This is a genomic window from Streptomyces sp. HP-A2021, assembly GCF_022807935.1.
GTDB classification, from domain to species: Bacteria; Actinomycetota; Actinomycetes; order Streptomycetales; family Streptomycetaceae; genus Streptomyces; species Streptomyces afghaniensis.
Genome location: NZ_CP094344.1, coordinates 8158605 through 8169221 on the forward strand (window position 1 = coordinate 8158605; position 10617 = coordinate 8169221).

The following is a 10617-nucleotide window of genomic DNA, read 5'->3' on the forward strand; positions in this document are numbered from 1 at the left end:
CAGTACAGGGGCCAGGTCGGGGACGTGTGTGAGGGCGAGCGCGCACACGACGGTGTCGACCGCGTTGTCGGGAAGCGGCAGCCGGTGCAGGTCGGCCTCGTGGAAGTCGACATCCGGCAGGCGCCTGCGGGCCTGGGCGAGCATGTCCGGTGAGGCGTCGACGCCGATCACATGGTGGCCGAGTTCCCGCAGGTAGGTGGTGTGACGGCCGGTGCCGCAGGCCGCGTCCGGTGCCGTGCCGACGGGCAGGCCGTCCAGGATGCGTCGGACCGCGGGCTGTTCGATGTCGATCATCTCGTTGCCAGGGGCGTCGTAGTGCGGCGCCCAGGCCTGGTAGACGTCGGCCGCGCTGATCGTGCCCGCACTCGCCGTGGCCCCCTCGGCCCGGGCCAGGGCGGGCGTGTCCAGCAGGGTGCGGATCTCGGCGATGCGGGCCTCGACGAACGCGGTACGGACACGTCCTCCGGTTCCACCGGTGTTCGTCCGAGCCTTGCCATGCGAAGAGTACCGATATATCGTTGAGGCATCGCGACAGATCAACGATGGAATGGAGAGTGTTTGCGATGCATACTCACGGATTCGAGCACGGGCATGGTCACGGCGGACCCCGTCACGGCGGCCGGGGCGGTTTCGAGGGGCTGCGTGCGGCCTTCGGGCCCTTCGGGCCGGGCGGTCCCGGCTGGGGCGGGCCCGGTGGCCCGGGCTTCGGCCCCGGACCCTGGGGTGGACGAGGACGCGGCGGGCCGCGGGGAAGGGCGCGGCGCGGTGACGTACGGGCCTCGATCCTGGCCCTGCTGAAGGACCGGCCGATGCACGGCTACGAGATGATCCAGGAGATCGCCGAGCGCAGCGGCGGGGCGTGGAAGCCCAGTCCCGGCTCGGTGTACCCCACCCTCCAGCTGCTGGAGGACGAGGGCCTGATCGCGAGTGAGTCCGAGGGCGGCAAGAAGCTGTTCTCGCTCACCGAGGCGGGCCGCGCCGCGGCCGAAGAGGGGCCCGAGGCGCCCTGGGAAGAGGCCTCCCGCGGGGTCGACTGGGAGGCTCTCGGCGAGATCCGCCAGGCCGGCTTCGGTCTCATGGAGGCCTTCGGCCAGGTCTGGAAGACCGGCAGCAAGGAGCAGCGCGAGAAGGCGCTCGGCGTCATCAACGACGCCCGCAAGAAGCTGTATCTGATCCTCGCCGACGAGGACTGAGCGCCGAGCGTCGTCCGGACGATTGCGGCGCTGGGCAGGCGGCCCGTGGAGTGATCCACGGGCCGCTTCGGTGTCAGGCCACCAGCCCGTCCAGCTTGCGCAGCGACTCGTTCAGGGCGCCCGTGGCCGAGTCCTTGAGTCTGCCCGCCATCAGCGACACCGTCGCGCCCGTGAACTCGCCGTCGATGCGGACCGTCGTCGCGTCGCCGTCGGGTGTGAGGGTGTAGCGCGTCGCGACGGTCACGCCCATCGGGCCCTTGCCGCGGATGGCGAGCACCCGGGCCGGTTCCAGTGCCTCGACGGTCCACTCGACCTCGGCCGGGAAGTTCATGAGCCGCATGTTCTCCCGGAACGTCGCGCCCACTTCCAGGGGCTCGGGGCCGCCCGACGGGAAGCTCGTGTGGGTCGCGTTCCACTCGCCGTACGCGGGCCAGTCCGTGAGCCTGGCCCACACCTTCTCGGCCGGCGCCCCGATGCGTGCCTCCGCGCTGACTTCGGCCATGCGACCACCTCTTCACGTCGGGCTGGATGTCGCGGAACGTAGCCGCGACGGCCGCAATGTTCAATACTGATGAACCGTCAGCTGTTCTGGGGGTGCCCGGTGAAACAGCCTGATGTCCTCCGTAAGGAGGAGATTCGGCCCGCGACGTCCACTTTCCGTGGGACGCGAAGATGCTTCGCTCCGGGGATGACCCGGGCCCTCGGGACTGATGGGGTAAGGGGTGTGCAACCCCGTATCCCCCGCCAGTCGGCCCATGAGCACGGCATCCACCGCGCGGAGAACGATGCCAGGCTCAGCAACGAGCTGGCATCGGTGGTCACCGGTGCCCGCCGCAGAGCGGTCAGGGACGCGGACCGGCAGATCGACACGGCCCATCTGCTCCACTCGCTGCTGGAGTCCGACTCCGAGGTGCGTGCCGTCTTCGGTGACGGGCCGCAGATCGCGCGGCTGCTCGGCTACCTCGTCCAGCGCAGCATCGGCTACGGCCTGCGCTGGCAGAACGGCGTAGAGGACTCCGGCGCCGTTCCCGTCGTGACGGAGACCGCCGGCTTCTCGCCGCTGGCCGCGGCCTCGATGGAGTACGCCTGCGAACGGGCCGCGCGGCACGGCGGTCCGGCCCGTGGCGTCGACCTGCTCGCGGCGATCGTCGTCGACTCACAGGCGCGCGCGGTCGAGGTGCTCCGACGCGCCGGGATCGATCCGCACGCCGTGCTCGCCCGTATCGACGGCTGGACAGACCGGCCTCGGGAACGCGACGAGCCGTCTCAGGAGTACCCGCCTCAGGAGTACCCGCATCAGGAGTACCCGTCTCGGGCGTGCACCAGGGGTGGCGAAGGCGCTTACTGACCGGGCCTCGGCGGAGCCGCTCGTCGCGTCCAGACAGTGAGACAGGTGCCATAGGGGGTGACGCTCCTGTCATGGCCTGCCATCATGTGCCGGTGCGTACGTCTGACAGCCCCAGCGGCCCCAGCAGGCACGGCAAGGGCGTCGGGCTCGGCCTCGCGCTCCTGTCCGCGGTCGCCTTCGGCGGATCAGGTGTCGCGGCCAAGCCGCTGATCGAGGCGGGCCTTGACCCGCTGCACGTGGTGTGGCTGCGCGTGACCGGGGCAGCCCTGGTGATGCTGCCGCTCGCCGTGCGCCACCGGGCACTGCTGCGCCGCCGCCCCGGACTGCTCGCCGGGTTCGGGCTGCTGGCCGTCGCCGGCGTCCAGGCCTGCTACTTCGCCTCGCTCTCCCGTATCCCCGTCGGGGTGGCGCTGCTCATCGAGTACCTGGCGCCGGCCCTCGTGCTGGGCTGGGTGCGGTTCGTGCAGCGGCGGCCCGTGACGCGTGCGGCGGCGGTCGGTGTCGTCCTCGCGGTCGGCGGGCTCGCGTGTGTGGTCGAGGTGTGGTCGGGGCTCCGCTTCGACGCCCTGGGCCTGCTGTTCGCACTCGGCGCGGCCTGCTGCCAGGTGGGCTACTTCGTCCTCTCGGACCAGGGCAGCGATGCCGGGGACGAGGCGCCCGACCCGCTCGGCGTCATCGCCTACGGACTGCTCGTCGGCGCGGCCGTACTGACCGCCGTCACCCGGCCCTGGAGCATGGACTGGACCGTGCTCACGGGCACCGCGCGCATGGACGGCACGCCCGTCGCCGCGGTCGCCCTGCTGGCCTGGATCGTCCTCGTCGCCACGGTCGTCGCCTACGTCACGGGCGTGCTCGCCGTGCGCCGGCTCTCCCCGCAGGTCGCCGGTGTCGTGGCCTGTCTCGAAGCGGTCATCGCCACCGTCCTGGCGTGGATCCTGCTGGGCGAGCACCTGTCGGCGCCGCAGCTCACCGGTGGCGTGATCGTGCTGGCGGGCGCGTTCATCGCGCAGTCCTCGACGCCCGCGAAGGGCTCCGAACGGCCGGTGGCGAGCGGCGGCCCGGAAAGGAAGTTGTCCCGGCCCGGAACGGCCGCATAAGGTGCCGATCATGCCTTTGAACGCACTCGTTCTTCCGCCTCCGGCCGCCTGAGGCGGGCCCTCCGGAAACCGCGCCCGGCGTGTCACCGCCGGGCCGAACGGTGCTGCCCGCAGACGAAGTCCGCGGACCCCGCTGATCCGACGTGATCCGGGGCCCTTCCAGAACTTCCGCGCACCAGCCGCCGCCGATCCCGCGCGGCGCTCCGTGCGCGTCTGCGGAGAGAACACGTGTCGAACACTGCCTCCGGCCTGCCCGTAGGGCGAGGCCTCCTCTATCTGATCGTCGCCGGTGCCGCCTGGGGCACCGCGGGCGCGGCCGCCTCACTGGTCTACCGGGCCAGTGACATGGGGCCCGTAGCCCTCTCCTTCTGGCGCTGCGCCGCCGGTCTCGTGCTGCTGCTCGCCGCCCGCCTCGTCCGGCCGCGCGCCCGGGCCGCCGTGCGCGAGCCGCTGGGCCGCCGGGCGCTGCGGGCCGGGGTCACCGGACTCGGGCTCGCGGTGTTCCAGACGGCCTACTTCGCGGCCGTCTCCGCCACCGGCCTCGCCGTCGCCACGGTCGTCACCCTCGGCGCCGGGCCGGTGCTCATCGCGCTCGGCGCCCGGCTGACGCTCGCCGAGCGCCTCGGCCGGGGCGGAACCGCGGCCGTCGCGGGTGCCCTCGCCGGACTCGCGGTCCTCGTCCTCGGCGGCGGGGGTACGACCGTGCGCCCCTGGGGTGTGCTGCTCGCGCTGGTGTCCGCGGCCGGGTACAGCGTGATGACGCTGCTCACCCGCCGGTGGGGCCGGGACGGCGAGACCGACGCCTCATGGACGACCGTCGGGGCGTTCGCCGTCACGAGCCTGTGCCTGTTGCCGTTCGCCCTGGCCGAGGGGCTGCTGCCGCACACCGCGGAACCCGGCCGGGTCCTGGTGCTGCTGGCGTATGTCGCCGCCGTCCCCACGGCCCTCGCCTACGGCCTCTACTTCGCGGGCGCGGCCGTCGTACGGTCGGCCACCGTCTCGGTGATCATGCTGCTGGAGCCGGTGAGCGCGGCGGTGCTCGCCGTCGTGCTGCTCGGTGAGCACCTCACGGCGGCGACGCTGGCAGGGACGTTGCTGATGCTGGGCTCGGTCGCGGGGCTCGCGGTGGGGGAGGCGCGGGGTGCGAGGGCGCCCGAGGAACCAGGGACCCCCCTTGCGGCGGAGCCGCAGATCAGCGCGGCCCCGCGCCCCTGAGGGGGTCGGCCTCACCGTGCCCGCAAGTAGTCGGGCAGTTCGGTGCCGGGGGCCAGGTCGGGGTTGGCGACCGGGGCGTCGTAGCCCTTGCGCAGCGGGACGACGCCGGCCCAGTGGGGGAGGGCGAGGTCCTCGGGTTCGTCGTTCGCGCCGCCGGTGCGGAGCTTGGCGGAGACCTCGTCCAGGTCCAGGCGGATCACCGCGGTGGCGGCCAGCTCCTTCTTGTTGGCCGGCCGTGAGTCGGCGGAGCGGCCCGGCACGACGTGGTCGACCAGGGCGTCGAGGGCCTGCCGCTTCTCCTCGGGGTCCGTCACGTCATGGGCGACGCCGTGCACCACCACGGAGCGGTAGTTGATCGAGTGGTGGAAGGCCGAGCGGGCCAGCACCAGTCCGTCGACGTGAGTGACGGTCAGGCAGACCGGGAGACCCGGGTCTGCCTGACCGGCCTCCCGCAACGGGCGCGAGCCCGTCGAGCCGTGCACATAGAGCCGCTCGCCGACCCGGGCGTACAGCGTGGGCAGCACGACCGGCGCCCCGTCGCGGACGAAGCCCAGATGGCAGACGTAGGCCTCGTCGAGTATCGCGTGCACCAGGTCCTTGTCGTACGCGGCCCGGTCCGCCGAGCGTGTGGGGACGGTGCGGTCGGTCGGGGTGTAGGCGGCGGACCGCGTCGGCGTCTGCGTGGGCCCCTGCATGGCGCTCTCCATTGCACTAGTGCATAATTGGCTTTGTGCTAGGAGAGTATCGGATCAGCGGGCGTCGCGCAGTGGACATTTCCGCGAGCATCGAGCGGGCGGTGGGCAGCGGTGAGCTGTCGCCGGGTCAACTGCTGCCGCCCATGCGGGAGTTGGCGGAGCGTCTGGGGGTGAATCCCAACACGGTCGCGGCCGCGTACCGGACCCTGCGCGAGCGCGGGGTCATCGAGACCGCGGGCCGGCGCGGCAGCCGGGTGCGGCCCGCGCCGGCCACGACCGGGCGGGACCACATCAGGGTGGACGTCCCCGACGGCGTGCGCGACGTGGCGAACGGCAATCCGGATCCGGCCCTGCTGCCGCCGCTCGCCGGGGCGTTCGCGGCGGCCGCCGCCGAGGGCGACCGCGCGCCCGTGCTGTACGGGGCCGATCCGCTGGAGCCGGAGCTGGCCCGGATCGCCCGCGCCGGTCTCGACGCCGACGGAGTGCCGGACGGGCCGCTCGTCGTGCTCTCCGGGGCACTTGACGGGGTCGAACGGGTGCTCGCGGCTCACCTCAAGCCCGGCGACACCGTCGCCGTGGAGGACCCCGGCTGGGGCCGCACCCTCGACCTCGTGCCGGCGCTCGGGCTCAGGACCGTCCCCGTCGGGGTCGACGACGAGGGGCCCCGAGCCGACGACGTACGGCGGGCGCTGGAGGCCGGGGCGCGTGCCCTGATCGTCACGGACCGGGCGCAGAATCCGACCGGCGCGGCGGTGAGCGTCCCACGCGCGCGTGCCCTGCGGTCCGTGCTCCAGGAGCACCCCGAGACCCTCCTCATCGAGGACGACCACGGGCACGGCATCGTCGACGTGCCCCTCCACCCCCTGGCCGGCGCCACCCGGCACTGGGCGTTCGTGCGCTCGGCCGCCAAGGCCTACGGACCCGATCTGCGCCTCGCCCTGCTCACCGGGGACGCCGTCACCGTCGACCGGGTCCGCGGCCGGCAGCGGCTCGGGCCCGGCTGGGCGAGCCGGCTGACGCAGCGGGCGTTGGTGCGGCTGTGGGCCGACGGGGCGGTGGACACGCGCGCGGTGGCGGCGGCGTACGGGAGGCGCCGGGAGGCCCTGATCGGCGCGCTCGGCCGGCGCGGTGTCGTGGCGCACGGGCGCAGCGGTATGAACGTGTGGGTGCCCGTGCCGGACGAGACCGGTGCCGTCGCGCGGCTGCTGCACGCCGGGTGGGCCGTCGCCCCCGGCGCCCGCTTCCGGCTGAGCGCACCGCCCGGCATCCGGGTCACCGTCTCGACGCTCACCGAGGACGAGACCGAGGCGCTCGCCGCCGCGATCGCCTCGGCCCTCGGGCCGGCTCCGGCGCGGAATTACGTCTGAGGCTTCCCGGTCGGGTGGGCGGGGCTTCCCTCACACCCGACGCTTCGGCCGTACCTGTGTAAGTGCAGCGCCGATCAGGACGATGACCGCCCCGACCGGTGTCGACCAGGTGAGCGACTCGCCGAGGAGGGCGACGCCCGCTGCCGTGGCGATGACCGGGATGAAGTACGTGACCATTTGGGCGGTCGTCGGGCCGACTTCGGCGACCAGGCCGTACTGGAGGAGAACGGCGAGGCCCGTGCCCAGTGCGCCCAGGGCGGCGATCGCCAGCAGCGGCCCGGCGGCCAGGCTGGTGGGGAGGGTCGTGAACAGCGGGGTGACGACGGCCAGTTGGACCGTCGCGAGCAGCAACTGCGCGCCGGTCATCGACAGGTGCGAGTGGCTGGTGCCGGCCAGGGTGCGGCGGACGTAGATCCAGCCGATCGGGTAGCTGAGGGAAGCGAGCAGGGCCAGCGCCGTGCCGCCGGCGTCCAGGCCGTGGAAGCCCTGCCAGGCGCCCAGCACCGTGAGCACCCCGAGGAAGCCGAGCCCGAGCCCGGCGACCCGTACCCGGGTCGGGCGGTCCTCCGACAGGGCGACCAGCGACAGCGCCATGCCCCACAGCGGCGAGGTCGCGTTGCAGATGCCCGCGAGCGTGGACGGGATGGTCAGCTCGGCGTACGCGAACAGCGAGAACGGCAGGGCGTTGAGCAGGAACGCGGCGACCGCCAGATGCCCCCAGGTGCCCGCCCCGCGCGGCAGTCGCTCCCGGCGCACCGCCATCGCGGCGGCCAGCACCGCCGTGCCGAACACCAGCCGGCCGAGCGTGACCTGGAACGGTGCGTACCCCTCGGTGCCCACCTTGATGAGGAGGAAACTGAAGCCCCAGATCAGGGACAGGGCGGCGAAGCGCAGACGCCAGTCGAGGCGGCGACGGGGGCGGTCGCCCGAGGGGGTGGTGACCCGGCCGGGGCTGGTGACGGTGCTCATGGAAAACACGATGCCGGGCCAGAACCTCGTAGCACAACCGAGATTTCGCACGCGGTATTGCGTAGCATTGCTTACATGTTAAACCTGGAACGCCTACGCACCCTCGACGCCCTCGCCCGGCACGGCTCGGTCAGCGGCGCGGCCGAGGGGCTGCACATCACGACGTCCGCCGTCTCCCAGCAGATGTCCAAGCTGGAGCGGGAGGTCGGCCAGCGGCTCCTCGCCAAGAACGGCCGGGGCGTGCGCCTCACCGACGCCGGCCGGCTGCTCGCCGAGCATGCCGCGCGCATCCTGTCCCAGGTGGAACTCGCCCAGTCCGACCTGGAGGCGCAGCGCGGGCAGGTCGTCGGCGAGCTGAGACTCTCGGCGTTCCCGACGGCCGCCCGCGGTCTGTTCCCGCTCGCGCTGTCCGCGCTGCGCGAGCGGCATCCCGCCCTCCGGCTGCGCTCCTGCGAGCTGGAACCGGAGCGCGGCATCGCCGGGGTGGTGCGCGGCGACCTCGACCTCGCCGTGGTGCTCGACTGGTACAACAAGCCGATGGCGCTGCCCGACGGCCTGGTCAAGGCGCCGATCATGGACGACCCCGCCGATGTCGCCATGCCCGCGGACCACCGGCTCGCCGCGCGTGACGAGGTGGACCTCGCCGAGTTCGCCGACGACGAGTGGATCACCTGGGGCGAAGGCGAGTTCTGTCACGAGTGGCTGATGTTCACGCTCCGTTCGAAGGGCATCGAGCCGATCGTCGGCCATCGCGCCGCCGAGACCCATACGCAGCTCGGGCTGGTCGCCGCGGGCCTCGGGGTGTGCATCGCCCCGCTGCTCGGCCGCCACCCGGTGCCCGACGGGGTCGTGACCGTCCCGGTCAGACAGCGGGTCCGGCGGCATGTGTACGTGGTCTGGCGCGCGGACGCCGACCGCCGCCCGTCGATCCGGGCCGCGGTCAAGGCCCTCCAGGCGGCGGGGGAGAGCCTCGGCTGAGCCCGCGCCGCGGCGCTACTGCGCCGAAAGCTTGCGGAAGTCCCAGGAGACGATCTTCTGGGGCGTCAGCCGTATCCAGGCGTGCCGGCCGTCGTGCGGCATCTCCTCCAGGCGGAAGTTCTTCCTGGCGAACAACGTCTCCGGGACGTCGAGTTCGGCGCGCAGCTCACCGGTGCGCGGGATCTCGCCCACGAACTCGACGGTGCCCGACAACTCGACGCCGCGCAGCTCGTCGTACTCCTCGCCGGTGTCGACCACGATCGCCACCCGCGGGTCGCGCCGCAGGTCGGTCCACCGTTTGCTGCGCACGACCGAGTACAGCCACATCGAGGTGCCGTCCCAGGCGAACCACAGTGTGCTCACGTGCGGGGCGCCGTCGGCCGACACCGTGGCGACCCGGCAGGTGCGCTGCGTGGTGAGGAAATCGTCCAGCTCGCCAGGCGTCATCATGATCTTCCGGCCCCGGCGCTGCTGAGTGACGGTCATGCTCCCCCTCTTTCCTTCTTCTCTCACGTCGTGTCAGAGGAGATCCTCTGACATCACGTCAGAAAAGAATGGGTTCTCTTCCTTCCGTGCGCAATGGTGGCTACGCTCGCGCGCCCAGCCGCCGACGCCCAGGGGGGACCGTGCCCGCGTACGCAGAGCTCAGCGAACTCCTCGATCCGCGGACCACCGTGCTGCTCACCGTCGAGTGCCAGGAGGGCGTCGTCGGAGCGGACAGCGCACTGCCCGAACTCGCCGAGCAGGCACGCGCCGGCGGGGTGCTCGCCAACGTCGCCCGGCTGGTGGCCGCCGCCCACGCAGGCGGTGTCCAGGTCGTGCACGCCATCGCCGAGCGCCGCCCCGACGGCCGCGGGGCCAGCCGTAACGCCCGCCTGTTCCGGGCCGCCGAACGCCTGCCCGTCCAGCAGGTGTCCGGCACGCCGGCGGTGCGGGTCGCGGCCCCGATCGAGGTCGCCGAGGAGGACCTCGTCGTACGGCGCCTGCACGGGCTGTCGCCCCTCCAGGGCACCGATGTCGACCCGCTGCTGCGCAACCTCGGCTGCCGTACGCTGATCGTCACCGGGGTCTCGGCCAACGTGGCCGTTCCCAACGCCGTGTTCGACGCCGTCAACCGCGGCTACACCGCTGTCGTCCCGGCCGACGCCATCGCGGGAGTGCCGTCCGACTACACCCCCGCGATGATCCGCCACACTCTCGCGTTGGTCGCCACGGTCGCGACCACGGACGAGGTGCGGGCGTGCCTGGAGCGCCCGCCGGGCCTCAAGCGAGCGTGATGGAGTCACCGTTCACACTGATCTTCTTGGCCTCCAGCGGTTCGACCGCGGGCCCCTTCTTCACGCTCCCGTCGAGGACGGAGAACCGACTGCCGTGGCAGGTGCAGGAGATGATGTCGTCCTTGAGGTCCACCATCGGACAGTCACGGTGGGTGCAGATCGTCGAGAACGCCTTGTAGTCGCCCGCCGTCGGCTGGGAGACCACGACCTTCTCGTCCTTGAAGATCTTGCCGCTGCCCTCGGGGATGTCGGAGGTCTTGGCGAGCGCCGCACCACCGGCTCCCGCTCCGGTGGACGCACCGCCCCCGTCGTTCGTCGCGCCGCCGCCCTGTTCGGTGGACGAATCGGACGCCTTGTCCTCCGATCCGCACGCCGTCAGCGCCACGGTGAGCCCTGCCGCGCCCGCCGCCGCCACGATCGTACGGCGGCTGGGTCCCGACTTCGGCTGAACTGATTCGCTGGTCATGCTGACGTTCCT

The 10617-nt window shown here is 72.6% G+C and carries 12 protein-coding genes; 7 read left to right on the forward strand and 5 right to left on the reverse strand.

Annotated elements, in window-relative coordinates; translation table 11 throughout:
- The first annotated feature begins 563 nt into the window (after positions 1 to 563).
- Positions 564 to 1193, forward strand: a complete 630-nt coding sequence (locus tag MQE23_RS36875) for a PadR family transcriptional regulator (RefSeq protein ID WP_243381387.1) — start codon at positions 564 to 566, stop codon at positions 1191 to 1193.
- A 73-nt stretch (positions 1194 to 1266) separates the two neighbouring features.
- On the opposite strand, the gene MQE23_RS36880 is transcribed toward MQE23_RS36875, so the two are convergent.
- Positions 1267 to 1695 (reverse strand): SRPBCC family protein, encoded by a 429-nt coding sequence (locus MQE23_RS36880; RefSeq protein ID WP_020270593.1) that lies wholly within the window; start codon positions 1693 to 1695, stop codon positions 1267 to 1269.
- 222 nt (positions 1696 to 1917) lie between these two features.
- Here MQE23_RS36880 and MQE23_RS36885 point away from each other — a divergent pair, with 222 nt between their 5' ends.
- The 3 genes from MQE23_RS36885 to MQE23_RS36895 all read left to right on the forward strand — a co-directional run bounded on the left by MQE23_RS36885 (position 1918) and on the right by MQE23_RS36895 (position 4853).
- Positions 1918 to 2541 carry a Clp protease N-terminal domain-containing protein gene (locus MQE23_RS36885; RefSeq protein WP_243381388.1) on the forward strand — a complete coding sequence of 208 codons (624 nt, stop codon included), beginning with the start codon at positions 1918 to 1920 and terminating at the stop codon, positions 2539 to 2541.
- Between the two features lie 86 nt (positions 2542 to 2627).
- Positions 2628 to 3638 (forward strand): EamA family transporter, encoded by a 1011-nt coding sequence (locus MQE23_RS36890; RefSeq protein WP_243382884.1) that lies wholly within the window; start codon positions 2628 to 2630, stop codon positions 3636 to 3638.
- Between the two features lie 228 nt (positions 3639 to 3866).
- Positions 3867 to 4853 carry an EamA family transporter gene (locus MQE23_RS36895; RefSeq protein WP_243381389.1) on the forward strand — a complete coding sequence of 329 codons (987 nt, stop codon included), beginning with the start codon at positions 3867 to 3869 and terminating at the stop codon, positions 4851 to 4853.
- Between the two features lie 11 nt (positions 4854 to 4864).
- Here MQE23_RS36895 and MQE23_RS36900 read toward each other — a convergent pair whose 3' ends face one another.
- The gene (locus MQE23_RS36900; protein ID WP_037667535.1) at positions 4865 to 5548 is read right to left on the reverse strand and encodes a pyridoxamine 5'-phosphate oxidase family protein; all 684 of its coding nucleotides are present in this window, start codon (positions 5546 to 5548) and stop codon (positions 4865 to 4867) included.
- A gap of 35 nt (positions 5549 to 5583) precedes the next feature.
- Between MQE23_RS36900 and MQE23_RS36905 the strand changes: the two genes are divergently transcribed.
- Positions 5584 to 6915 carry an aminotransferase class I/II-fold pyridoxal phosphate-dependent enzyme gene (locus tag MQE23_RS36905; RefSeq protein WP_243381390.1) on the forward strand — a complete coding sequence of 444 codons (1332 nt, stop codon included), beginning with the start codon at positions 5584 to 5586 and terminating at the stop codon, positions 6913 to 6915.
- A gap of 30 nt (positions 6916 to 6945) precedes the next feature.
- Here MQE23_RS36905 and MQE23_RS36910 read toward each other — a convergent pair whose 3' ends face one another.
- Entirely contained in the window at positions 6946 to 7884 is a 939-nt protein-coding gene (locus tag MQE23_RS36910) for a DMT family transporter (RefSeq protein ID WP_020270587.1), read from the reverse strand.
- A gap of 75 nt (positions 7885 to 7959) precedes the next feature.
- Between MQE23_RS36910 and MQE23_RS36915 the strand changes: the two genes are divergently transcribed.
- Positions 7960 to 8862 (forward strand): LysR family transcriptional regulator, encoded by a 903-nt coding sequence (locus MQE23_RS36915; protein ID WP_243381391.1) that lies wholly within the window; start codon positions 7960 to 7962, stop codon positions 8860 to 8862.
- 15 nt (positions 8863 to 8877) lie between these two features.
- Here MQE23_RS36915 and MQE23_RS36920 read toward each other — a convergent pair whose 3' ends face one another.
- Positions 8878 to 9348, reverse strand: a complete 471-nt coding sequence (locus MQE23_RS36920) for a pyridoxamine 5'-phosphate oxidase family protein (RefSeq protein ID WP_243381392.1) — start codon at positions 9346 to 9348, stop codon at positions 8878 to 8880.
- Between the two features lie 140 nt (positions 9349 to 9488).
- On the opposite strand from MQE23_RS36920, the gene MQE23_RS36925 reads away from it, so the two are divergent.
- Positions 9489 to 10139 (forward strand): cysteine hydrolase, encoded by a 651-nt coding sequence (locus MQE23_RS36925; RefSeq protein WP_243381393.1) that lies wholly within the window; start codon positions 9489 to 9491, stop codon positions 10137 to 10139.
- On the opposite strand, the gene MQE23_RS36930 is transcribed toward MQE23_RS36925, so the two are convergent.
- Positions 10126 to 10605, reverse strand: a complete 480-nt coding sequence (locus tag MQE23_RS36930; RefSeq protein WP_037667529.1) for a Rieske (2Fe-2S) protein — start codon at positions 10603 to 10605, stop codon at positions 10126 to 10128. The two genes, MQE23_RS36925 and MQE23_RS36930, sit on opposite strands and share 14 nt — an antisense overlap.
- Positions 10606 to 10617 lie beyond the last annotated feature (12 nt).